Source organism: Salinimicrobium sediminilitoris, from assembly GCF_020866905.1.
Taxonomy (GTDB): domain Bacteria; phylum Bacteroidota; class Bacteroidia; order Flavobacteriales; family Flavobacteriaceae; genus Salinimicrobium; species Salinimicrobium sediminilitoris.
Genome location: NZ_JAIVCC010000002.1, coordinates 448,631 through 470,597 on the forward strand (window position 1 = coordinate 448,631; position 21,967 = coordinate 470,597).

Below are 21,967 nucleotides of genomic sequence, written 5' to 3' on the forward strand. Positions count from 1 at the left end.
TTTTAGTTTTTCAGGTTAAAGGTTCCTCCAGCAACAGCAATGTAAGCAGTGCGGTTCGCTCGGGAAGTTGTTTAGTAAAGATGAATTCATGTTGTGCATGCGCACCATCCCCGGTTGTTCCCAAACCGTCAAGGGTAGCAGTATAGAGACTGGTTGTGTTTCCATCAGATCCTCCACCGGCAGTCGCCTCCTCTAGTTTGAGATCGAGGAGTTCTCCTCCCGCCTTTGCACGATCCCAAAGAACCCGGTTTCTTTCGGTCTTTTCCATAGGTATACGTCTTATTCCTCCCTCGATCTTCATCACAACCTCCTTATGGGAAGGCTTAAGGGATAAAATCTTGCGGGATATATAATCGGCATCTTCCTGGTTGTAAACCCGTACATCTACGACGGCACTACTTTCAGAAGCTACTACGTTGGCTGAGGTCCCTCCCTCGATCTTCCCTACATTTATAGTTATTCCTTTTTCGGGATCGTTCATTGCATATAACTTCTGTACTTGTTTGGAGAGTTCTACAATGGCATTAATCCCTTTTTCAGGATCCAGACCGGCATGTGCTGCACGTCCCTGAACTTTAACGGTAAACTTCCCGATTCCTTTTCTTCCAGTCTTTAATTTCCCTTGCAACCCGAGGGGAGGCTCAAGAATAAATGCACGATTCGCAATGGCAGCCAATCGGGCGATAGCAGCAGTCGATTCCAGGCTCCCAATCTCCTCATCTGCATTGATAAGGACCGCTGGCATTACCTTATGGGCCAGTCCAAGGTCTCTTATGCATTGAAGGGCAAAATATATTTGTGTAAGTCCGGCTTTCATATCGTAAATTCCCGGCCCCATAAATTTTTCATTTTCTTCATGCACCGGCATTTTCTTCAAACTATCGAGTTCCCAAACAGTATCACAATGACCTACTAACAACTGTATAGGAGCATGCTTTTCGCGGTTTTTCGGCCTCGCATACAGGTAGCCTCCTGTCTCCTTACCCGGAACCCGCAGCGTGTAATAACCTAGTTTACTGAAAACCGATTCGAGGAAATGCATTATTTTCTCCAATGCATTTAGATCCCGCGAGGGTGATTCCATACTTACCAGCTCCCTAAGAAATTCTTTCATTGGTCCTTCTTCCGACTCCAGATGGTCCCGGATCTCTTTTGCTGTATGGGCGGTAGTCGTCATTTTCTAAAATCTTTAGGATAGGGAAATTGATAGGTTTCACTTATCCGGGAAAAGCGGTCGGGAGCTATAAATGCCAGAAGATTATGTTCTACCAACTGGTTTTGGGCATCACTATCTGAAACCCTTCTATAATCCTTTTTTACAAAAGCAGCTTTGATCTCGCCGGTGATGATACTATTCTCTCCAAAGCCGTCCACGACCTTAAATGCCGAACATTCAAATATGAGGTAAGAATCACGAAGCACCGGCAGATTCATTGTTTCAGCCTGTACAACAGGAAGATTGCTTACCACCTCGTGATATTTTGAAATAATTTCTTCTCTTGATGTGGCGCTAAGAGCTACTGGAATCACATCATCGGGCAAGGGAAAACTCACTGTGAATTCCTTGGTTGTCTTAATATTTTGATAAGTACCGTGTTTGGGAGTACAGACAAAACCAAAGTAATTATCAAACCCTGCGGGAAAGGCCATGTGTTTGGGTGCCATATCATATTCTGTTCCTTCACGGGTTCCCACTACAATGAGAGGAGCAACCATAAATATCCGATCCCACACAGCAGTTGAAAGATCGAGAGAGGTGTATTCATTATTGTCCATAGTTTCCATAACGGCCTGCTCATATTTCCCTACAATTTACTGATATAAAAGAGTTTAATTAATGACAATAATCAGTTTCCTATGTTTTCAAAAATGAATATTTGTATATTACATTGTTCATAAAATTTTTAAAAGGAGCTTTTATGGCCATAGGGTTTCCGGGGAAACCTGAGAGATATCATAGTTCACTCAATAAATATGAAGTAGTTTTAACATAGAAATTTTGCGGTATGACCCGAAATTTTCCCATGTTCGCTAACATTTCCTCCTTTTTTACGGAAACAGGAGCACTGGCACGTTTTGCCGGAAGATTCTTCAGGGAATTGGTTAGTCCTCCCATCGAATTCCGGGAATTTTTGAGACAGTGTTACCAAATGGGCAACAAGTCCCTGCTATTGGTTGCAGTTACAGGCTTCATACTCGGACTTGTTTTTACACTGCAATCCAGGCCTACTCTGGAAGAATTTGGAGCCTCTTCCTGGATTCCCAACATGATAAGTATTTCAATTGTTCGGGAAATAGGACCGGTGATCATAGCTCTTATTTGTGCAGGACGTATAGGTTCAAGTATAGGTGCTGAACTGGGGTCTATGAAAGTTACCGAGCAAATTGACGCCATGGAAGTTTCGGGAACCAATCCATTTAAATTTCTTGTCGTAACACGTATTCTTGCAGCAACACTCATGCTGCCCCTGCTCATACTTTTTGGAGATTTTGTTGCACTTATTGGTTCGGCCATTGTGGAAAATGTAAAGGGGCAGGTTTCTTTCATCCTGTACTTTAATCAGGTGTTTGAGGCGCTGTCCTTCAGCGATCTCCTTCCGGCAACTGCCAAATCTTTCTTTTTTGGTTTTGCGATTGGATTGGTAGGGTGTTTTAAAGGCTATAACAGCAGTAAAGGAACAGCCGGCGTGGGCCGGGCTTCCAATTCGGCTGTGGTATATACAAGTATGCTGCTTTTCATTATAGATTTTATAGCAGTTTTTCTTACAGACCTTATATACGGATGATATGAAGGAAGAAAATACATATTCCTCCTCTAATAAAGGAAAGCCGGTAATACGAATTCATAACCTGCAGAAGCAATTTGGAGATCAGGTTGTTTTGAACAACTTCAATCTTGAAATGTATGAAAACGAAAACCTGGTCCTTATGGGGAAATCAGGTTCCGGAAAATCGGTTATGATCAAATGTCTTGTAGGATTAATGGAACCAGATAGCGGCACAATAGAAGTCCTGGACGAGGATATTAGCAAGCTGGACCAAACTAAAATGGATGAGTTACGGGCGGAGATAGGATTTTTGTTTCAGGGAAGCGCATTATATGATTCCATGACCGTGAGGGAAAACCTGGAATTTCCGCTAAGACGTCATACCAAGAGAATGAATATTGAAAATACTGAGGAACTTGTACTGGAAGCGTTAAATAATGTGGGATTGGCTAAGACGATCGATCTCATGCCCGAAGAGCTTTCAGGCGGCATGCAACGAAGGATCGCCCTGGCACGTGCCCTTATTCTTAAACCCAGGATAATTTTATATGATGAGCCTACAACAGGGCTCGATCCTATAACCGCAAAAGAAATTATTAAATTGATGATGGATATTCAGAAAAAATACAAGACTTCATCCTTGATCATTACTCATGATGTGGACTGCGCCAGGGTGATCTCAGACCGAATGATCCTGTTACTGGAGGGAACCAATTACGCAGAAGGAACTTTTAAGGAACTATCAACTTCTGAAGACCCGAAAATTCAGGCCTTCTTTAAATGAAAAAAGATGAAAAATTCAAATACACAAAACCTGAGATTAGGAATCTTTGTGATCCTTGGAATCGCCATCTTTGTTGCTGCGGTTTATTTTATTGGGAACCGCCAGAACCTGTTTGGAGATAATAGTGTCATCATTTCGGTCTTTAAAGATGTTAGTGGCCTGCAACGTGGAAACAACGTGCGGTTTGCCGGAGTCAATGTAGGAACAGTAAAAGATATTGAAATAATCAATGATACCAGTATAGCAGTGAGTATGAGGGTGGATGAACGCACTATGAACCTCATTCGAAAAAATTCTCTTGCCACCATTAGTTCCGATGGATTAGTGGGCAGTATGGTGGTTAATCTCCTGCCGGGGGAAGATAATTCGGCCCCGTCGCCTCCGGTAGAGTTTGGAGATACTATTACTTCTATAAGCAAAATTGCCACTGCCGATATGCTCACCACTTTAAATACTACAAATGAAAATGCGGCGCTCCTAACTGCTGATCTTCTAAAGATCACCAATAGCATAAATAAAGGAGAAGGCACCCTCGGGGCTTTAATTAAGGATGAGGAGATGGCGGGAAATTTTAAAAAGAGCATAGAAGGCCTGCGGCAATCCACTCAAAATGTTTCTGCGATGGTCAACCGTATCAATGCTATCATTAATGAAGTAAGTTACAAAGAAAGTGTTGCAGGGGTATTACTTAGCGATACCACAGCTGCTAAACAAATTGAGGGGGTCATTACCAACCTGGAAATTTCTGCTCTGCAAATAAGCAACATGACTACTAATCTTGAACAGATATCTTATGATTTAAGAAAAGGTGAAGGCACTCTCGATTATTTACTCAATGATCCCGGGGCAGTGGATAAACTCGATTCCACCCTGGAGAATATTGAAAAAGCTACCAAAAAATTCGATGAAAGCATGGAAGCGCTGCAGCACAATATTTTATTCAGAAGGTACTTTGAGAGGCAGGCGAGAATAAAGCAAAGGGAGGAAGCAAAAATTGATGAATAAAAAAAGGCTTCCTGTGAGGAAAGCCTTTTACATTTTTGAGGAACGTAATATTTATTCTACAATAAAATTCCCGCGCATTTGGATATAATGTCCAGGGAAGCTACAGATATATTCATAAGTTCCCGGCTCTGGAGCAGTAAATTCAATAGTAGTCTCTTCTCCACCGCCAATCATCTCTGTATGGACAATTACTGCGTCTGTTCCTTCAGGAATATAATCATTACCTGAAGCGGTAGCAGCTTTTTGAGCAAAATCCACTACATCTGTTCCTTGCTTTAGTAGCACAAAATTATGTCCCATAGCATTTTCGGGCAGTTGTCCCACATGAGTAAGGGTAAGACGTACTTTCTCTCCTGCCTTCACCTTGATTTCATTGAGGTTGTACTGCATTTGGTCGTTACCGGTGAGGTTCACCTGTACTATCCCATCCTGGCGTACTACAGCCTCTCCAGATTGAGCATCTTCGGAAGTTGTCTCTACAGTGTTTTCACGCATGTCAACTTCTTCTAAACTACCTTCTTCTCCAATAGTTATTGTTTCCTGTTCTTTCTTTTCATCACCACAGCTTACTAAAACTATAGTCAAAAAAAGCGCAAGAAATTTCATAAGATCTTTCATTCTAATCGTTTTTTGGTTCATAATTTCATCTCATTTCTTGAGATAATAGTCAAAGGTAGATAATTAAACGATTTTTTCTAAAAAGCTTAAGTTAAGGAAAGTCTAAAGTGAGGATACTATAGAATGTGAGTCATTTTCCACCTTTTAAGATCTGGGAGGATTTGAATTACCTGATGGGCTTCTTCAATGCTCATTTCGTCATGGTGTCTGGCCATATCCAGTAGCCTTTTCTTCATATCCTGTATAGTGATGTGATGATCTGTATATTCTCCATTTTTAAAACACCCCAGGCAATAATCTGAATTTTTACTTTGATCCCTGTTTGTACCTCTCATCTTTTCTGAAAAAGGAAGTCCGCAGGATTGACAAATAAGTGGTTTCATAGCAACTTTTTTAAACAACTACTGTTCAGTTTGTTAGGTTAAAATAGGGTTCCTTTAAAGATAAAAACTGTGAACAAAAAAAAGAGATTTTAAGGTCTTAAATATTTCCTAAATAAACTTTTCTAATGTATCTTTATTAAGGTTATTAACTAGCTGATAATGAGATGTGTTTTCACCAAAACTCCTCCTGTATTAGACTGTAAATCAACACCAATGGAAAGTTCGGTCCTCCTTATAGAAGATGATCTTGTGCTTGCTGAAAATATTCAGGAATTGTTGGAGCTTTCCGGTTACCGGGTTATGCTTGCTCACGAAGGAAAATCTGGATTAATAAAGGCATTTAAAGAACTTCCCGATGTCATAATTTCAGATATCATGATGCCTAATGTTAATGGTTATGAAGTATATCAGGCTCTTCAGCAAAACCGTTACACCAGGAATATTCCTTTCATCTTTCTCTCTGCTAAAGCAGATCCAGCTGATGTTCGGCGGGGTATGAATCTTGGGGCAGATGACTACATCACGAAACCTTTTAATGAAGAAGACCTTATTCTTGCCCTGGAAAGGCGCATAGCTAAACGAACACAAATACTAAGGGAGGAAGAAGAAGAAAGAAGAAAGAAGCCACAATTTCATCTGGAAGAATTTAAAGAATATATTCGAACTTACGGGGAACAGATACAGGTAGAGAAAAATGAAGAAATCTATATGGAGAACAGGATGGCTTCAAACGTATTACTTCTTGAGCACGGCCTGGTAAAAACCTTTAAGCTGGATGAACATGGAAAAGAACTTATAACGAGTATACCTCAAAAAGGAGATTTTCTGGGCTTCTACAGTTTTAAATTCTCCCGGTATCCCGAGAGTGCCCATGCCCTGGAAAGGAGTATTCTTTATAGGATTTCGCTTGAAGAATTCATCCAGTTACTAAAGAAAAATCACGAATTGACCCTGGAGTTTGCCGAAGTACTTTCTCACAATCTTGATGTTCTAAAAACACATCTCCTGGAGATGGCTTATAGTTCAGTACTTAAGAAGACTGCCAGCACTTTGCTGGAATTTGCTGAAAAAGTAAAAAATGATGCCACTCCAATAATCAAAGTTTCCCGAAGTGACATGGCAAGTGTAGCCGGGATATCTACAGAAAGTTTTATAAGAAGTTTGTCCTGTCTAAAAAGGGATGGATTAATCGACATAATAGGACGAAATATTAAGATCCTTCAGCTTGAAAAATTAAGAGAAATACATTAGGATTTTTCGCACTTTATTTTTTACCAAACATGACAATTCTCATTCTATTTAGAGCTAATGCTCTGTAAATTAGAAAGAAAAATTACTAACAAAAAACCTAGAGTTATGTCATTAGTAACCACAAAAAAGCGCAGGACTCCAATGTTGAGTAATGCCTTTATCAACGATCCTTTCTTTTCAAATTTCTTTGACCGTAGCGGAATGATGAAGAACTTCCTTAAAACAAACGGAGATTTGGATTTTAGTCCGGCAATGAACGTAAAAGAAAAAGAAAAAGAATTTGAAGTAGAGCTTGCCGCACCCGGTCTTAAAAAAGATGATTTCAAGATCACTCTTGACAACGGTATTCTTACTGTTTCAGCTGAAAAAGAAGAAAAAAAAGAAGAAGAAAAAGAAGGTTATGTGAGCAGGGAGTTTAGTTATAATTCCTTCTCAAGATCTGTAAGCATTCCGGAATCTGTAGATGAGGATAAAGATGTTTCTGCCCGTTACGAAGATGGAGTTCTTAAGCTTAAATTGAACAAAAGAGAAGGTTCGGAAGCCAAAAAGCCAAAAACCATTAAGGTTTCCTAACCTGGGGGAGAGACTGCCATACTGGTAAAGAGTCGTCATTATAATAATTTGCATCCTAAACAGAAGCAAATTGCTCACCGAACAAGGTTTGGTTTGACGAGAACTTATCACTAGGACAGTCTCTTTTTCTTTAAATGACACCCGTCATGTTTCTTTTAGGAAACTTTCTCTAACTTTAATCAAAACACCAGGAAATGAGAAAGATAATTATTCCTACCGACTTTTCAGAAAATGCATTTAATGCATTAAGATATGCTGCAGAACTCTTTAAATATGAGAGAAGCGAATTTTATGTGCTGCACGCTTATGCCGATGAAGTTTACAATTTTGAAGGAGTAATTACACAGGATTTTCTGGAGGAATATAAAGCAACCGTAAAAGAAAAATGTAGCCGGGAGCTGGAGAACGTTATCTCCCGGATAAAAGAATTGTATTCCAACCCCAAACATTCCTTTCATCCCATCCCGGCTTTCGGACTTTTAATAGATGAAGTGAATGATCTTGCCGAAAAAGAAAATGCCGATCTAATTATTACTTCCACCCGTGGGGCAACCAATGACCGGAAGCTAACTTTTGGCAGCAACACCCTGCAAATCATTAAATATGTGCAATGTCCTGTATTAAGTATCCCCGAAAATTACCAATTTTCAGATCCCAAACGGATTTTGTTTCCCACAAATTACCTTCTGCCCTATCAACGCCGAGAACTCAAATTAGTGGGTGGAATAGCACGCTCTTTTTGTTCAGAGATTCACATGCTGTATGTTTCTCGCTTTGCCGAGGAGACATTAAGACAGAGAGACAATAAAGAAGCCATATTGCAGCAATTCTATGATTTAAAGTTGCATGATCATCATGAAAAGGAAATGGAAAAAACACAGGCCATTGAAAAAATGATTGATAACCTCCACATTGACCTGCTTATCCTGGTTAATTCCCGCCACAGCTATCTTGAAAACATTTTATATACCTCAACAATCGATAAAATTGGGCTTCATCCAAAAATCCCCTTTCTGGTACTCCAAAATTTTTATCGTCTTTAAATTATTAGGCCATGAAAAAGATCCTGTTGCCAACCGACTTTTCAGAAAATGCATACAATGCAGCGAAATACGCCGTTCAGCTTTTCAATGGGGAGGAGTGTACTTTTTACTTACTCAACACCTACACCCCGGTGCTCTATGACAACGAGTACCTGGTCTACAGTGCTACTCAACCCACTCTGACTGAGATCTACCAAAACAAATCCATGGAAGGACTGGAAAGGGTGCGAAGAAGGATCAAGCGAAATTTCAAGAATGAAAAACATCACTTTGAGAAGATTTCCTCCTTCAATCTTTTAAATGATGAAATAAAAGACGTGGTTTTAGAGAAAGAAATAGATCTTATTGTGATGGGAACGAAAGGAGCTACTGGAGCTCAAGAGATTCTTTTTGGCACCCATACGGTGCACGCAATAAAAAAAGCCCGCTGCCCATTAATGGCAATTCCGGCACATTATGATTACAAGGCTCCCAGAGAAATACTTTTTCCAACAGATTATGAAGTGGAAATCCCTAAGCTCCTGAACATTTTAAAGGAGATTGCATTAAGTCACTCCTCTAAGGTGCATATTCTTCATGTCTATTTTGGAGTAAACCTTTCCTCTACCCAAACCAGTAGAAAAAAAGCTTTGGGAAGAGCATTTAAAGATATTGGTCATCACTTTTACAGCATAACCGAAAAAAGTGTCACCAGGGCTATTTATGATTTTCAGGAAGAAAATGAAATTGACATGCTGGTGATGATAAATAATAAGCATTCTTTCTTTGAGAATCTTTTATTTACACCTGTTGTAAACGAAATAGGTTTTAACGTTAAAGTACCATTCCTGGTCATTCCGTCTAAAAAAAGGAAATAATGAAAAAAGTGCTTTTGCCAACAGATTTTTCTGTCAATTCCCTGAATGCGGCAAGATATGCCCTGGATATGTACAAGGAAGAAAAAATGGATTTTATCTTAATTCATGCATACAGGGTTTTCGATTACCATGAAAAAAGTCAGTTATCTGCTACACCGGGTAAAGCTGTACTGGAAAAAGCCCGACAGGAAGCAAATTCTAAGCTTAATAAGGTAGTCGAAGAATTAAAAATCACTGCGGGAAAGGACCATTCTTTTGAAATAGCAGCTCACAATTTATTACTTACAGATGCCATTTTAAAAGAATTACGAAAAAGGAAAATAGAGTTGATCATTATAGGAAATCAGGGCCATACAGGAGCAAAAGAAGTTATCTATGGAACAAATACTCTAAATATTATGGAGGAGATTGAAAATTGTCCGGTATTATCGGTCCCTTCCAATATGGTATTTCAACCTCCAAATGAAATTGTTCTTGCCAACAGCTTCAAAGCAGAACTAACGCCCGATGATCTTGATTTTCTGATTTCCCTGGCAACAAAATTTAAAGCTGCTCTAAGGATCCTTCACATAGCCGAAGAAGGTGGCCTCAACAGGTCTCAGCATCATAACAGGAAATTGCTTAGTGAAAAGCTTGAGGACGTAAAGCACTCCTTTCATTCCCTGGAATATCTTAGTGTACCTCTGGGCATCTATTCCTTTTTAGAAAGCCGGGGAAGTGGATTAGTCGCATTTATCAATAAAAAACATACGTTTTTAGAAAACCTGCTCCTAAACCCATTATATAAGAATTTGGCGCACTATTCAAAAGTACCGGTTTTGGTACTCCACCAGCCTCCAAGGGCAGATTAAAGAAAATGTCATGAAAGTTATTACCGCCTCGGGGGAAAGATCAGAGTTTTCGGAAACAAAAGTGGCATCTTCCCTAAGAAGAGCCGGTGCACATGAGCCCGTTATCGATGATATTCTAAAAAGCCTGCGCGGGCGATTACATCCCGATATTTCCACTAAAGAAATATACAAACAGGCTTTTGATCTCCTGCGAAAGCAGGACGGCCTCACTGCCTCCCGTTTTAAACTTAAAAAAGCAATTTACGAACTGGGGCCTACAGGATTCCCTTTTGAGAAATTTGTAGCTGCCATTTTTGAAAATAGCGGTTATAAAGTAGAAGTTGGGAAAATTCTCCAGGGTTCATGTGTTAGTCATGAAGTAGATGTAGTAGCCGGGCTAAAGGACCTCAAGATGTTCATGGAATGTAAATTCCATAGTGAACAGGGAAAAAAATGCGATGTAAAGGTTCCGCTTTATATCAACTCCCGTTTTTTGGATCTGGAAAGTTTTCATCTAAAAATGCACAAAAATGGAGGAATTCGCCATGAGGGTTGGGTTGTTACAAATACCAGGTTTACACAGGATGCTATCACCTATGGTAAATGTGTAGGTTTAAAACTTTTAAGCTGGGACTATCCTAAAGGGAATGCGTTAAAAGAAAGAATAGACAAATTAGGGCTTTACCCCATTACCGTTTCCACTCTTTTGTCTGCCAGGGAGAAACAATTTCTCCTAAGCAGGGATGTAGTGCTGTGCAGACAATTAATAAAAGACGACTTTTTTCTCGACCAGCTGGAGATAAAAGAAAATAGAAAGAGAAGAATTCTTCGGGAAATGGAAGAACTAGTGGTGCCCTTAAAAAAAGCAAATGGCTGAAAAAGTAAATATCCGTTTTCTAGGTGCCGCAGGTACAGTAACAGGCTCAAAGTTCCTGCTTGAGACTCCCTGGATGAATATCCTCATTGATTGCGGATTATTTCAGGGGCTCAAGGAATTAAGAGAACTCAATTGGAAACCTTTTCCTTTTCCTCCTGAAAAAATTGACCTGGTACTTCTCACTCATGGTCACCTGGACCACACCGGTTACCTGCCAAAGTTAGTCAAGGGTGGCTTTAGCCGGGAAATTCTGGGCACCTCCCCCACGCTGGCTATAGCCGAAATCATCCTTACAGACAGTGCTAAAATTCAGCAGGAAGATGCAAAAAGGGCTAATGAAGAACATTTTTCAATACATGAGCCGGCATTGCCACTTTATACCGAAGAAGATGTTGAAGAAACTGTAAAATTATTCAAATCTGTTAGGACAGATGAATGGATGGAGGTCTCAGAAAAGATTAAATTTCGTTTCCTTCGGAACGGGCACATCCTGGGAGCTACGTTCATCGAATTGGATATAAACGGTAAGATCTTTGTATTTTCAGGAGATATTGGTCGAAACTCAGACACGCTTCTGGAAGCCCCACACAAACCGGGGCATGCAGACTTCCTGTTTCTGGAGAGCACCTATGGGGATAGAATACATCCGGAGGAAGACGTTGATGAGATCCTGGATTCCTGCATCACAAAAACTATTGAAAATAATGGAACCTTAATTATCCCTAGTTTTGCAGTAGAGCGTCTTCAAACTTTGATGTACAGGATCTATCTACTTTATCAAAAGAACCAGAACCTAACAATTCCCGTTTATATTGACAGTCCCATGGGCAATGAGGTGCTTAAGGTCTTTAGCAGTTTTATGTCCTGGCACAAATTAAATACCGAAGAATTTAAAAAAATGAAAAGATTCTTCAGGATCATTACACAATATAAGGACACCTGGAAGGTAATTGACGATCCTCAACCCAAAGTTGTTATAGCGGGTAGCGGGATGGTCACTGGAGGCAGGGTTTTAACTTATTTGAGATTTCACCTTAAAGATCCCAATACCACCATTCTTTTGGTTGGTTTCCAGGCCGAAGGAACAAGAGGAAGACAACTTCAGGAAGGGGTGGCCGATGTAAAGATCTTTGGAAATTACTATGAGGTAAAAGCCGCAGTAAAGAATATAAACAGCCTTTCTGCTCATGCAGATCAACATGAATTACTGGACTGGTTAGTCGACCTCGACAATAACCCGGATCGGATTTTCCTTATCCACGGCGAGAAAAAAGCTTCAGATGTTCTTAGGGTTAAAATTAAAGACCGTTACGGCTGGCATGCCGAGATTCCACACCTGGGAGATACGGTAACGGTAGAAGTTTAAACAAAAAAAATCCGTGGCTCTCACCACGGATTCTTGTTTGGACATTTTTAGATGCCCGGATTTCTTTAGAATTAATTATTCTACAGAAGGAGTATTTGTAATGTCTTCTACTACAGTAACGCCAGTGCTTGTTGTATCAACAACAACTTCTTCAGTCTCAACAGCCTCAACCTCAACAGGAGCCTCAGGAGTTTCGATAACTTCTACTGTAGTGTCTTCAGTTGTTTCAGTAGTTGTTTCTTTACAAGAAGTAAATGAGAATACTAATGCGATAGCAGCAAAAGTCAAAAAGGATTTTTTCATTTTTAATGAATTATTAATTGTTTGAGGGGTCAAATGTATATCATTTTTTGACACTCAATACAACAGCCAAAAATATTTTTAGTTAAATTTTATAAGTCTTTTAAAATACGGGGTTTTTTCTTCTTTTACTCCCAAAAAAAGTTTCTTATCTGACATTTGTCAGTTTGATGAACAGTTTTTATTCTTACCTTAATAACTTAAATACAGTAGATTATGAGCCGGAACACATCCAGAAGTTTTTCCGCAAATGAAAAGGACATAGACCGCCTGTTAAAAGAAAACAGCAGGTGGAAAGAAAGATTAGCCTACTTCAATGAGGAAATCAACTTCTTAAACCTGTACCTGGGTGCAGATATCTTTCAAAAGAATATACTAAATCTATATGAGCGGCTTCAGCTTTTCTATGATGCCCTGCAAAATTTTAAACAGGAGAACCTGGAGCTTACCAGGGAAGTTCATAACCACCGGTATGACATTGAGGGAATACTAGAATGCGAGGATATAAGCTGTGAAGTCTTTTACCACGATGAACATTTAAAACTCGAACGAAGGATCCTGGATTTTGCCCACAAATTCAGGGAATTCAAACTGGAAATTTTTTCCTATACCGGGCCCCTGTTACGCCGAACCAGTAAGGAGCATTAACAAGTATAATTTTTTTGCCATGAAAAATAAAGCACATAATTACAGGTACATCGAGTGGAAAACACCCGACGAAATGCATTTCTCCTCTTTACAGTGGAAATCTGAACTCAGCTTCATTAAAGATGAACATCGCTTTTTTGAAGATATGCTTAAAGAATACACTTTGCCCATAATTGAATCCCAACTTTTTAACCGGGTGAAGGAACTTATTGACCAGTTAGGTCTTTCGGTTAAAGAACTAAAGGTTTTAGAAAAAAGGGTTTCCGAACATATTAACAGGCTTCGCAGCTTGATTGAAAGCCTGGATGAACCAAGAGAAGGACGTGTATATCGCAAAGAACATAAGGAAATCCTTAATGATGTCAATCACTTTTCCAGACAATACAAACGACTTAAAAAGGAAATTTTTGAAATCGTTAGTCAAGCAATGAAACAACAAAAACAGAAAAGGCTACTGGCCTAATTCAACCAGAATTTAAAGAGCACATTGTTTTATTTGAAATGGAGGCTGTCTAAATTGCTATTGATCGTTGATCTGAATTTATTCTGAAGCTTATTAACCTAATTCTCAGAAAGAAACAGAACCTAAAACTCCTGAAATTTTAGGTGGACGTAAAATGGCTTTTAACAGTCTCCTTTTGGTAAGCCTCATAAAGTTTTAAAGCCTATTGAAGAACTACTGAAAAAACAACTGCCAGATAATGTTTCCGATAAGACATCCAAAAAAGCTATTTTGGAATAGCTCTTTGGAACATTTTTTTCTGAAGAAAATTTATCTTTAGAAAAAAGTTATGTGCTTCAGGACAAAATTAAACTCAAAGATCATAGAGATAGAAAAAGCTTTTAATGCAACATTCGTGGAACCGGAGCTTTATACCCCTCAAGAGGGGATCAATGGCTTCGACTTTTTATCCAATCCTGTGGTCACAAATGATGCACCCGGAGAGCTCCTTTTTTTTAACTGGGGCCTTGTCCCCTTTTGGGCAAAAAATGACAGCCTGAAGAAATCCACCCTCAACGCAAGAATAGAAACCCTGGACGAAAAACCTGCTTTTCGGAATTCGGTAGAGAATAGATGCCTTATAATCGCTAATGGATATTATGAGTGGCAGTGGCTGGACGAAAAAGGAAAAACCAAGCAAAAGTACCTCATAACATCATCTGAAGAAGATATTTTTGCCTTCGCCGGAATATATTCTCACTGGCAGGATCCTGCAACAGGCAAGTCTATTGGCTCTTACAGCATCACCACCACCCAGGCGAATGAATTGATGAGCGAGATTCACAACAACAAGCAACGAATGCCGGTGGTGCTTCACCACAGGGATCACTCTGCCTGGCTTGAAGGAGCCTCACATAAGGAATTTGCTTTTCCTTATGAAGTAAACCTGAAGGCCCAAAAAGTGTAAAAACCTTTTATATTTCAGGAATAATCCTGTGACTCTGCCGAAGAATCTTAAATTTGTTTCAGAAAATGCCATTTTTAAACCTTCTATGGGAGAAATAATAGATATACGCACGGTGACCGTTTGCCGTTATATCACCGCTTTACGGGAGGGTGGCTCTCTCCCTGCACTAGCCGAGGCCGATGACGATTTCAAGTACGTCCTGAAGTTTCGCGGTGCCGGACATGGGGTTAAAGCATTAATAGCCGAATTCCTTGGCGGAGAAATTGCAAGGGTTATTGGACTTAGAGTTCCCGAGCTGGTATTCGCTAATCTTGATGAAGCCTTTGGGAGGACCGAAGGGGATGAAGAAATTCAGGATTTGCTTCAGGGCAGTAAAGGGCTCAATCTTGCCCTGCATTTTCTTTCTGGGGCAATTAATTTTGATCCGGCAGTGACTGTTGTAGATGAAATAACTGCCTCTAAAATTGTATGGCTGGATGCTTTTATCACGAATGTGGACCGCACCTTCAGGAACACAAATATGCTTATGTGGCACCAGGATCTTTGGCTAATTGACCATGGAGCTTCCTTTTATTTCCACCATTCCTGGAACAACATGGAGAAGCATGCACAAAGCCCTTTCAGCTTAATAAAAGATCACGTATTGCTTCCCCAGGCTGCTCAACTCAATGAAATAGATGAACAGATCAAACAGCTGCTGAAAATTGAAAAAATCAGGGAGATCGTAGAATGTCTTCCCGATGAATGGTTGCAATGGAGGGAGACCGATCTTTCCCCGGCAGAGATTAGAGCAGCATATATCCAGTTTCTTGAAATTCGCCTTAGGAATTCAAATATTTTTATAAAAGAAGCACAAAATGCAAGACAGGCACTTATATGAATATGCTACCATAAGGGTGGTACCACGGGTGGAACGGGAAGAGTTCCTCAATGTGGGGGTTGTGGTGTTTTGTAAAAAAGAGAAATACCTGCAGGTAAGGTATGAAGTGGATTCAGAAAAGTTGCACATGCTTTGCAAAGATCTCGACCTGGACCAGCTGGGAAAGAATCTGGAATCTTTTGAAAAGATCTGCCTTGGTTCCAAAGATGGAGGCCCAATTGCCCAAATGGATATACCCTCGCGGTTTCGATGGCTCACAGCAATACGAAGTTCTGTAATCCAGACTTCGAGGCCTCACCCGGGCTTGTGTTTTGATTTGGACAAAACTCTTGACAGGCTATTCTCTGAGTTGGTATTATAAAAAAAGCTGCCAAAGCAGCTTTTGTAACTTACCTTTTAAAAAAGGTATTATTTACTTCCCTTTTTCACCCAACTTCCCATGGTCATGGTTCTCTTTACCTGATGGGCAACCGCTTTTTTAACCTTATCCCCTAATTCTTCCTTACCTGCCGTTATACTTACTCCATAAGGATTTCCTCCGGCATTGAATATGGCTTCATTGGTATATCCCGGTGCGGCAACTATTGCTCCCCAGTGAAACATGGTCTTATACAAAGAAAGTAAGGTGGATTCCTGCCCCCCGTGAACATTACTCGCACTGGTCATTCCACTAACCACTTTATTGGCCAGTTTCCCGTTAAACCAAAGTCCGCCGGTCATATCGAGGAACTGCTTGAACTGTGATGGCAAATTTCCATAACGGGTTGGAGCACTAAAAATATAACAGTCTGCCCAATCCAGGTCATCCATGGAAGCTTCCTGAACATCTTGTGTGGCTTCCAGATGCTTCTTCCAGTCCTTATTGGCCTCAATTGCCTCTTTTGGTGCCAGCTCCTTAACTTTTCTAAAGCGCACCTCTGCTCCATTTTCTTTGGCTGTTTCTTCCGCCCACTTTGCGAGTTGATAATTTGTTCCTGTCGAACTGTAATAGATCACAGCTACTTTTAAATCTTCCATAGTCTATCTTGTTTTATAGTTGTTAATTCATTTTCAATAAGATAACCTGAAAATATCTACTTTTCTGCTAAACAAATTATAAAAGTTAATACGCAGCGGAACAAAAAATCCCCTTTTAAAAAGGGGATTTATAAGTTAATTTTTTAAAAAGACTATTTTTCCATTGCCTCAGCAACTCCTGCGGAAAGTCTTTTGTAAGTCCCATTTTCCAGGCGTTCACGAATTGCTGAAAAAGCAGTCAAAGTAATTTCCACATCCTCTAAGGTATGAGTAGCTGTTGGAATTAATCTTAAAAGTATCATTCCTTTAGGAATAACCGGATAAACTACGATAGAACAGAAGATCCCGTGATTTTCCCTAAGGTCGTTGACCAGGGCCATAGCTTCAGGAATACTTCCCTTGAGATAAACCGGAGTCACACAACTTTGAGTTGTTCCTATGTCAAATCCACGATCTTTAAGACCATTTTGAAGCGCATTTACATTCTCCCAAAGCTTCTCTTTAAGTTCGGGCATTGTTTTAAGCATCTCAAGACGTTTAAGTGCACCAATTACCAGCTGCATTTGCAGAGATTTGGCAAACATTTGAGAACGAAGATTGTACTTCAGGTAATCCATGATCTCCTGGTCTCCGGCGATAAAAGCCCCTGTACTGGCAAGAGATTTTGCGAAGGTTGCAAAATAAACATCGATTTGATCCTGCACTCCCTGCTCCTCACCTGCTCCTGCTCCTGTTTTACCAAGAGTACCAAAGCCGTGAGCATCATCTACAAGTAACCTGAAGTTATATTTCTCTTTAAGAGCAACGATCTCTTTAAGTTTTCCCTGCTCTCCCCTCATTCCAAAAACACCTTCAGAAATTACAAGGATTCCGCCACCGGTTTGCTCTGCGATCTTCTCGGCACGCTGGAGGTTCTTTTCAATGCTCTCCATGTCATTGTGCTTGTAAGTAAAGCGCTGACCTAAGTGCAGGCGCACCCCGTCAATAATACATGCATGAGCATCTACGTCATAAACAATAACGTCTTTTTTAGAAACAAGGGCATCAATGGTAGAAACCATTCCCTGGTAACCAAAGTTAAGAAGGTATGCAGCCTCTTTATCCACAAAAGAAGCAAGTTCCTCCTGCAATTTTTCATGTAGAGAGGTGTGACCACTCATCATCCTGGCGCCCATTGGATAGGCAGAGCCCCATTCTGCAGCGGCTTCAGCATCTACTTTCCGCACTTCGGGATGATTTGCAAGTCCCAGGTAATCGTTGACACTCCAGGTAATTACATCCTGCCCACGGAATTTCATACGATTGGAAATAGGTCCTTCCAGTTTGGGAAAAACAAAATAACCTTCAGCTACTTCACTCCACTTCCCTAAAGGCCCCTTGTCCTTATATATTTTATCGAATAAATCTGCCATTTTATATATTTTTCACTTCAGCAAAAGTAACAAATAAATAGCAACTGCAGAATCTAGGCCGGTCAACTGCATTGAAAAACATGCACTTTTCAGCTTTCTTTATAGGAGCAGCTGCTCCCGGTCGCTATTTAATCCGAAATTACTTAGAAGAAAATTAGTATACAGCAGCCTAACAAAGGCTTCCTGTCGTTACTTTATAAATTCAATTTGATTTTCTGCCTTTTCGTTCTTGCTGTCGAAGAACCCCTGCTCATTCATCCAGTCATCACTAAAGACTTTGCTCATGTAACGGGAACCATGATCGGGGAAAATTATCACAATTTTGCTATTTTCGTTAAATTCACCTTCTTCGGCCAACTGTCGCACTCCCTGTAAAGCGGCACCGCTGGTGTAGCCTACAAAAAGACCTTCGGTACGGGCAAGTTCACGTGCAGCATGTGCGCTGTCCTCATCACTTACTTTAACGAATTTATCAATGCTTTCAAAATCTGTAGCTGTTGGAATAAGGTTTTTTCCTAATCCTTCAATACGATAAGGATAGATCTCTGCAGCATCGAATTCTTTGGTTTCATGATATTTTTTGAGAACAGAGCCATAGGCATCAATTCCGAGGATCCTGATGTCAGGATTTTGTTCCTTTAGGAATCTTGCAGTTCCCGAGATCGTTCCCCCGGTACCGCTGCAGGCTACCAGATGTGTGATCTTTCCTTCGGTCTGTTTCCATATCTCCGGCCCGGTAGAACGGTAATGAGCTTCTATATTGAGCTCATTAAAATATTGATTGATATAAACCGAACCTTTGATCTCGTCATGCATTCTTTTTGCAACCTGGTAATAAGATCTTGGATCATCGGCAGTCACATTAGCAGGACATACATACACCTTTGCACCCATAGAGCGCAGCATATCGATCTTGTCTCTGGAAGATTTTGAGCTCACCGCAAGGATGCACTCGTAACCTTTTATAACGCTAACCATAGCAATACTAAAGCCGGTGTTCCCCGAGGTAGTCTCAATAATAGTATCTCCCGGTTTAAGAATTCCTTTTCTTTCGGCTTCTTCTATAATATGTAGTGCTATTCTATCTTTGGTGGAGTGCCCGGGATTAAAGGCTTCTACTTTTGCGAAATAGTCTCCTTTAAGATCCTGAGTAATACGGTTTAAGTGAATTAGAGGGGTATTACCTATTAGTTGTAATACATTATCGAAAACCTGTAAATCTTCTCTCATAAATTGAAGTTATTTACAATAATCGCATCCAGAAATTTTATCCCGAATGCGATCACAAACGAAGCAAATTTAAGTCAAATATTTTAATTATTCGCGGATTCCCTCTAAATCGAGGAGAAAAGCATACTCTTCAGCTACTTCTCTCAAAGCCTCAAATCGTCCTGATGCTCCTCCATGGCCCGCCTCCATATTGGTATGAAAAAGTAATTTATTCGAATCGGTTTTTAACTCCCTCAATTTCGCCACCCACTTCGCCGGCTCCCAATACTGCACCTGCGAGTCATGTAATCCTGTGGTAACCAACATGTGCGGATACTCCTGAGCACTGACGTTATCATAAGGCGAGTAAGATTTCATATAAAAATAGTACTTAGGATCATTTGGATTTCCCCATTCATCATATTCCCCGGTGGTCAAAGGAATGGTTTCATCCAGCATTGTCGTTACGACATCTACAAATGGGACCGACGCAATAATACCTTTATATAGCTGCGGAGCCATGTTGGCTATTGCTCCCATTAACAATCCGCCGGCCGAACCTCCACTTGCGTACATATGTTCACTGGAAGTATAATTCTCCTGAAGCAAATGCCTGGTACAATCTATAAAATCTGTAAAGGTGTTCTTCTTTTTCAAGAGTTTACCGTTATCATACCACTGCCGGCCCAGATATTCCCCACCTCTCACATGAGCTATGACAAAGATAAAACCGCGATCCAGAAGACTTAATCGAACATTAGAGAAGTATGGATCAATGGTAGAACCATAAGAGCCATAAGCATATTGTAAAACAGGATTTGTCCCGTCCCTTTTAAGATCCTTTTTATACACCAGGGTCATCGGGATCTTAGTTCCATCCTGGGCAGTTGCCCAAATACGATCGGAAAGGTAATTCTCTTTTTTAAACTTCCCGCCCAGGACCTCAAGTTCCTTCTTGACATCTTTTTCTTTGGTGCGCATATTGAAATCAACCACCTGGGTAGGCGTTGTCAAAGAATTGTACATGTACCTAAGGATCTCTGTATCAAAGTCGGGGTTGGTACCGGTAAGTGCGGTATAAGTTTCGTTGTCGAACGGCAAAAAATAAGAATCTGTGCCATCCCACCTGCGAATATGGATCTTGTTCAATCCCTCACTTCTTTCGCTTACCACCAGGTATTCCCTAAACAAGTCTATATCTTCCAGAAGTACATCTTCGCGGTGCGGGATCACCTCTTGCCAGTTCTCCATTCCCGGATTATGAACAGGAGCTTTCATTAATTTAAAATTGGTAGCCCCATCCAAGTTGGTAAGGATATAAAAACAATCCCTGTAGTGGGCGATACTATATTCCACCCCTCTCATTCTTGGCTGCACAATTTGCACTTCCCCATCGGGATCATCGGCAGCAATAAAGCGGTATTCCGAAGTTAAAGTGCTATCAGATCCAATTATTATGTAACGATGAGATTTGGATTTGTAAACATAAGTGTGGAAGGTTTCATCCTCCTCAAAGAACACAAGCTCATCATCTTTAGCTTTTGTTCCAAAATGGTGCTTAAAGATCTTGTTACTGCGCAGGGTTTCTTCATCCTTCCGGGCATAAAAAAGGGTTTTATTGTCATTTGCCCATGTAGCGCCACCGGTAGTATTGTGTATCCTTTCGGGATAAATTTCGCCTGTCTCCAGGTTCTTAATATAGATGGTATATTTTCTTCGGCTAACTGTATCTACCGCATAGGAGATCAGTTTATTATTAGGGCTTACGCTTAGGCCGCTTAACCTGTAATAGTCATGACCTTTGGCCATTTCATTTACATCAAAGAGTATTTCTTCGGGGGCATCCAGGCTTTCCTTTTTGCGTGAATAGATAGGATAATCTTTCCCTTTTTCGAAACGCGTAATATACCAGTAGCCATTCAGTTTATATGGAACAGAAGAGTCATCCTCTTTTATCCTTTTCTTTACCTCCTGAAAAAGGTTCTCCTGCAGCTCCTTGGTATGAGCTGTCATTTCATCATTATAAATATTTTCCCGCGTTAGGTAATCCAGAACTTCGGGGTTGTCACGTTCGCGCAGCCAGAAGTAGTCATCTGTACGCACATCTCCATGTTTTTCAAGCTTTACCGGAACTTTTTTTATCCGCGGAGCAATTATTTCTTTAGCAGCAACTTTCATTTTTCCCATCTTAATTTTACCGGCTGCAAAGTTACGATTTCTAATAAAGAAAACTTAAAACTGTATCTATAAGTTCTCTAATATGACCTTTTTAGGTAATTTTGTTATAACTATAAAAATGAGAATATGTTTGGAGATATGATGGGCATGATGAACAAGATCAAAGAGACCCAGAAAAAAGTTGAAGAAACTAAAGAAAGATTAAAAACAGTGATGCTCGATGAGCAGTCAGCCGACGGACTTTTGAAAGTAACAATTACCGCAAGCCGTGAGATCAAGAACATCGAAATTGCCGATGAACTTCTTGAAGATAAGGAACAGCTGGAAGATTACCTGGTGCTAACCATTAATAAAGCCGTTGCCCGTGCCACCGAGGTAAATGAAGCCGAACTTGCAGCCGTTGCGAAAGAAGGAATGCCCGATATTCCAGGGATGAATGATATGCTTGGTCAATAGATGCTAGATATGAGACGGGAGATTTGAGACGACTCTTGAACAACTCTACCGTCTAAAGATTACATTTTAAAAATATACCCTCCAAAATGACATTTTGGAAGGG

At 40.3% G+C, this 21,967-nt stretch carries 25 protein-coding genes; 16 read left to right on the forward strand and 9 right to left on the reverse strand.

Translation table 11 applies throughout. The features are described from left to right. Positions 1-10 precede the first annotated feature (10 nt). Positions 11-1,177 (reverse strand): M20 family metallopeptidase, encoded by a 1,167-nt coding sequence (locus LA313_RS03745; RefSeq protein WP_228913303.1) that lies wholly within the window; start codon positions 1,175-1,177, stop codon positions 11-13. Continuing rightward, entirely contained in the window at positions 1,174-1,785 is a 612-nt protein-coding gene (locus LA313_RS03750) for a flavin reductase (protein ID WP_228913304.1), read from the reverse strand. Before LA313_RS03750 ends, LA313_RS03745 begins: the two co-directional genes overlap by 4 nt. 221 nt (positions 1,786-2,006) lie before the next feature. On the opposite strand from LA313_RS03750, the gene LA313_RS03755 reads away from it, so the two are divergent. The 3 genes from LA313_RS03755 to LA313_RS03765 are packed head-to-tail and all read left to right on the forward strand — an operon-like array spanning position 2,007 to position 4,557. Next, positions 2,007-2,786: an MlaE family ABC transporter permease gene (locus LA313_RS03755; RefSeq protein WP_228913305.1), complete on the forward strand. Its 780-nt coding sequence runs from the start codon at positions 2,007-2,009 to the stop codon at positions 2,784-2,786. A gap of 1 nt (position 2,787) precedes the next feature. Further along, positions 2,788-3,552, forward strand: coding sequence for an ABC transporter ATP-binding protein (locus LA313_RS03760; RefSeq protein WP_228913306.1), 765 nt, complete (start codon positions 2,788-2,790; stop codon positions 3,550-3,552). Between the two features lie 6 nt (positions 3,553-3,558). Next, the gene (locus LA313_RS03765; protein ID WP_228913308.1) at positions 3,559-4,557 is read left to right on the forward strand and encodes an MlaD family protein; all 999 of its coding nucleotides are present in this window, start codon (positions 3,559-3,561) and stop codon (positions 4,555-4,557) included. Between the two features lie 51 nt (positions 4,558-4,608). Here the strand turns inward: LA313_RS03765 and azu are convergent, their stop codons facing one another. Both azu and LA313_RS03775 read right to left on the reverse strand, forming a co-directional pair. Beyond that, the gene (azu, locus tag LA313_RS03770; RefSeq protein WP_228913309.1) at positions 4,609-5,175 is read right to left on the reverse strand and encodes an azurin; all 567 of its coding nucleotides are present in this window, start codon (positions 5,173-5,175) and stop codon (positions 4,609-4,611) included. Positions 5,176-5,291: 116 nt separating this feature from the next. Further along, a complete protein-coding gene (locus LA313_RS03775) occupies positions 5,292-5,558 on the reverse strand; it encodes a zinc ribbon domain-containing protein (protein ID WP_228913311.1) in 267 nt (88 codons plus the stop codon). Between the two features lie 213 nt (positions 5,559-5,771). On the opposite strand from LA313_RS03775, the gene LA313_RS03780 reads away from it, so the two are divergent. The 7 genes from LA313_RS03780 (at position 5,772) to LA313_RS03810 (ending at position 12,355) form a co-directional block, all read left to right on the forward strand. After that, positions 5,772-6,809: a response regulator gene (locus LA313_RS03780; protein ID WP_228913312.1), complete on the forward strand. Its 1,038-nt coding sequence runs from the start codon at positions 5,772-5,774 to the stop codon at positions 6,807-6,809. A gap of 105 nt (positions 6,810-6,914) precedes the next feature. Continuing rightward, entirely contained in the window at positions 6,915-7,382 is a 468-nt protein-coding gene (locus tag LA313_RS03785; protein ID WP_228913314.1) for an Hsp20/alpha crystallin family protein, read from the forward strand. A 194-nt stretch (positions 7,383-7,576) separates the two neighbouring features. Then, positions 7,577-8,425 carry a universal stress protein gene (locus tag LA313_RS03790; protein ID WP_228913316.1) on the forward strand — a complete coding sequence of 283 codons (849 nt, stop codon included), beginning with the start codon at positions 7,577-7,579 and terminating at the stop codon, positions 8,423-8,425. A gap of 11 nt (positions 8,426-8,436) precedes the next feature. Then, the gene (locus tag LA313_RS03795) at positions 8,437-9,282 is read left to right on the forward strand and encodes a universal stress protein (RefSeq protein ID WP_228913317.1); all 846 of its coding nucleotides are present in this window, start codon (positions 8,437-8,439) and stop codon (positions 9,280-9,282) included. Continuing rightward, a complete protein-coding gene (locus LA313_RS03800) occupies positions 9,282-10,133 on the forward strand; it encodes a universal stress protein (protein WP_228913318.1) in 852 nt (283 codons plus the stop codon). Before LA313_RS03795 ends, LA313_RS03800 begins: the two co-directional genes overlap by 1 nt. 10 nt (positions 10,134-10,143) lie before the next feature. Further along, positions 10,144-10,989, forward strand: a complete 846-nt coding sequence (locus LA313_RS03805; protein WP_228913321.1) for a restriction endonuclease — start codon at positions 10,144-10,146, stop codon at positions 10,987-10,989. Further along, positions 10,982-12,355 carry an MBL fold metallo-hydrolase RNA specificity domain-containing protein gene (locus LA313_RS03810; RefSeq protein WP_228913323.1) on the forward strand — a complete coding sequence of 458 codons (1,374 nt, stop codon included), beginning with the start codon at positions 10,982-10,984 and terminating at the stop codon, positions 12,353-12,355. The genes LA313_RS03805 and LA313_RS03810 overlap by 8 nt, the downstream gene beginning before the upstream one ends. A gap of 75 nt (positions 12,356-12,430) precedes the next feature. On the opposite strand, the gene LA313_RS03815 is transcribed toward LA313_RS03810, so the two are convergent. Continuing rightward, positions 12,431-12,658 carry a hypothetical protein gene (locus LA313_RS03815; RefSeq protein WP_228913324.1) on the reverse strand — a complete coding sequence of 76 codons (228 nt, stop codon included), beginning with the start codon at positions 12,656-12,658 and terminating at the stop codon, positions 12,431-12,433. A gap of 213 nt (positions 12,659-12,871) precedes the next feature. On the opposite strand from LA313_RS03815, the gene LA313_RS03820 reads away from it, so the two are divergent. The 5 genes from LA313_RS03820 (at position 12,872) to LA313_RS03840 (ending at position 15,953) form a co-directional block, all read left to right on the forward strand. Further along, complete coding sequence (locus LA313_RS03820; RefSeq protein WP_228913325.1) at positions 12,872-13,303, forward strand: hypothetical protein; 432 nt, start codon at positions 12,872-12,874, stop codon at positions 13,301-13,303. Between the two features lie 19 nt (positions 13,304-13,322). Next, the gene (locus LA313_RS03825; RefSeq protein WP_228913327.1) at positions 13,323-13,766 is read left to right on the forward strand and encodes a hypothetical protein; all 444 of its coding nucleotides are present in this window, start codon (positions 13,323-13,325) and stop codon (positions 13,764-13,766) included. A 328-nt stretch (positions 13,767-14,094) separates the two neighbouring features. Beyond that, positions 14,095-14,712 carry an SOS response-associated peptidase gene (locus LA313_RS03830; RefSeq protein ID WP_228913329.1) on the forward strand — a complete coding sequence of 206 codons (618 nt, stop codon included), beginning with the start codon at positions 14,095-14,097 and terminating at the stop codon, positions 14,710-14,712. A gap of 85 nt (positions 14,713-14,797) precedes the next feature. Beyond that, the gene (locus tag LA313_RS03835; RefSeq protein WP_228913331.1) at positions 14,798-15,592 is read left to right on the forward strand and encodes a HipA family kinase; all 795 of its coding nucleotides are present in this window, start codon (positions 14,798-14,800) and stop codon (positions 15,590-15,592) included. Continuing rightward, positions 15,570-15,953 carry a DUF3037 domain-containing protein gene (locus LA313_RS03840; protein ID WP_228913332.1) on the forward strand — a complete coding sequence of 128 codons (384 nt, stop codon included), beginning with the start codon at positions 15,570-15,572 and terminating at the stop codon, positions 15,951-15,953. The genes LA313_RS03835 and LA313_RS03840 overlap by 23 nt, the downstream gene beginning before the upstream one ends. Positions 15,954-16,000: 47 nt before the next feature. Here LA313_RS03840 and wrbA read toward each other — a convergent pair whose 3' ends face one another. The 4 genes from wrbA to LA313_RS03860 all read right to left on the reverse strand — a co-directional run bounded on the left by wrbA (position 16,001) and on the right by LA313_RS03860 (position 21,408). After that, positions 16,001-16,609, reverse strand: coding sequence for an NAD(P)H:quinone oxidoreductase (wrbA, locus tag LA313_RS03845; protein WP_228913334.1), 609 nt, complete (start codon positions 16,607-16,609; stop codon positions 16,001-16,003). Positions 16,610-16,761: 152 nt separating this feature from the next. After that, positions 16,762-18,021 carry an aminotransferase class I/II-fold pyridoxal phosphate-dependent enzyme gene (locus LA313_RS03850; protein WP_228913337.1) on the reverse strand — a complete coding sequence of 420 codons (1,260 nt, stop codon included), beginning with the start codon at positions 18,019-18,021 and terminating at the stop codon, positions 16,762-16,764. Positions 18,022-18,210: 189 nt separating this feature from the next. Beyond that, the gene (locus LA313_RS03855) at positions 18,211-19,251 is read right to left on the reverse strand and encodes a PLP-dependent cysteine synthase family protein (protein WP_228913339.1); all 1,041 of its coding nucleotides are present in this window, start codon (positions 19,249-19,251) and stop codon (positions 18,211-18,213) included. An 87-nt stretch (positions 19,252-19,338) separates the two neighbouring features. Next, entirely contained in the window at positions 19,339-21,408 is a 2,070-nt protein-coding gene (locus LA313_RS03860; protein ID WP_228913340.1) for a S9 family peptidase, read from the reverse strand. A gap of 126 nt (positions 21,409-21,534) precedes the next feature. Between LA313_RS03860 and LA313_RS03865 the strand changes: the two genes are divergently transcribed. Next, positions 21,535-21,864 carry a YbaB/EbfC family nucleoid-associated protein gene (locus LA313_RS03865; RefSeq protein WP_228913342.1) on the forward strand — a complete coding sequence of 110 codons (330 nt, stop codon included), beginning with the start codon at positions 21,535-21,537 and terminating at the stop codon, positions 21,862-21,864. Positions 21,865-21,967: the final 103 nt, after the last annotated feature.

Excerpts from the sequence above, each read along its gene's own strand:
- LA313_RS03810 (WP_228913323.1), top strand. The coding sequence starts at position 10,982 with ATGGCTGAAAAAGTAAATATCCGTTTTCTAGGTGCCGCAGGTACAGTA.
- LA313_RS03785 (WP_228913314.1), top strand. The coding sequence starts at position 6,915 with ATGTCATTAGTAACCACAAAAAAGCGCAGGACTCCAATGTTGAGTAAT.
- LA313_RS03830 (WP_228913329.1), top strand. The coding sequence starts at position 14,095 with ATGTGCTTCAGGACAAAATTAAACTCAAAGATCATAGAGATAGAAAAA.
- LA313_RS03800 (WP_228913318.1), top strand. The coding sequence starts at position 9,282 with ATGAAAAAAGTGCTTTTGCCAACAGATTTTTCTGTCAATTCCCTGAAT.
- LA313_RS03850 (WP_228913337.1), bottom strand. The coding sequence starts at position 18,021 with ATGGCAGATTTATTCGATAAAATATATAAGGACAAGGGGCCTTTAGGG.
- LA313_RS03790 (WP_228913316.1), top strand. The coding sequence starts at position 7,577 with ATGAGAAAGATAATTATTCCTACCGACTTTTCAGAAAATGCATTTAAT.
- LA313_RS03775 (WP_228913311.1), bottom strand. The coding sequence starts at position 5,558 with ATGAAACCACTTATTTGTCAATCCTGCGGACTTCCTTTTTCAGAAAAG.
- wrbA (WP_228913334.1), bottom strand. The coding sequence starts at position 16,609 with ATGGAAGATTTAAAAGTAGCTGTGATCTATTACAGTTCGACAGGAACA.
- LA313_RS03795 (WP_228913317.1), top strand. The coding sequence starts at position 8,437 with ATGAAAAAGATCCTGTTGCCAACCGACTTTTCAGAAAATGCATACAAT.
- azu (WP_228913309.1), bottom strand. The coding sequence starts at position 5,175 with ATGAAAGATCTTATGAAATTTCTTGCGCTTTTTTTGACTATAGTTTTA.
- LA313_RS03815 (WP_228913324.1), bottom strand. The coding sequence starts at position 12,658 with ATGAAAAAATCCTTTTTGACTTTTGCTGCTATCGCATTAGTATTCTCA.
- LA313_RS03780 (WP_228913312.1), top strand. The coding sequence starts at position 5,772 with ATGGAAAGTTCGGTCCTCCTTATAGAAGATGATCTTGTGCTTGCTGAA.
- LA313_RS03860 (WP_228913340.1), bottom strand. The coding sequence starts at position 21,408 with ATGAAAGTTGCTGCTAAAGAAATAATTGCTCCGCGGATAAAAAAAGTT.
- LA313_RS03750 (WP_228913304.1), bottom strand. The coding sequence starts at position 1,785 with ATGGAAACTATGGACAATAATGAATACACCTCTCTCGATCTTTCAACT.
- LA313_RS03840 (WP_228913332.1), top strand. The coding sequence starts at position 15,570 with ATGCAAGACAGGCACTTATATGAATATGCTACCATAAGGGTGGTACCA.
- LA313_RS03865 (WP_228913342.1), top strand. The coding sequence starts at position 21,535 with ATGTTTGGAGATATGATGGGCATGATGAACAAGATCAAAGAGACCCAG.
- LA313_RS03760 (WP_228913306.1), top strand. The coding sequence starts at position 2,788 with ATGAAGGAAGAAAATACATATTCCTCCTCTAATAAAGGAAAGCCGGTA.
- LA313_RS03835 (WP_228913331.1), top strand. The coding sequence starts at position 14,798 with ATGGGAGAAATAATAGATATACGCACGGTGACCGTTTGCCGTTATATC.
- LA313_RS03755 (WP_228913305.1), top strand. The coding sequence starts at position 2,007 with ATGACCCGAAATTTTCCCATGTTCGCTAACATTTCCTCCTTTTTTACG.
- LA313_RS03825 (WP_228913327.1), top strand. The coding sequence starts at position 13,323 with ATGAAAAATAAAGCACATAATTACAGGTACATCGAGTGGAAAACACCC.
- LA313_RS03820 (WP_228913325.1), top strand. The coding sequence starts at position 12,872 with ATGAGCCGGAACACATCCAGAAGTTTTTCCGCAAATGAAAAGGACATA.
- LA313_RS03805 (WP_228913321.1), top strand. The coding sequence starts at position 10,144 with ATGAAAGTTATTACCGCCTCGGGGGAAAGATCAGAGTTTTCGGAAACA.
- LA313_RS03745 (WP_228913303.1), bottom strand. The coding sequence starts at position 1,177 with ATGACGACTACCGCCCATACAGCAAAAGAGATCCGGGACCATCTGGAG.
- LA313_RS03765 (WP_228913308.1), top strand. The coding sequence starts at position 3,559 with ATGAAAAATTCAAATACACAAAACCTGAGATTAGGAATCTTTGTGATC.
- LA313_RS03855 (WP_228913339.1), bottom strand. The coding sequence starts at position 19,251 with ATGAGAGAAGATTTACAGGTTTTCGATAATGTATTACAACTAATAGGT.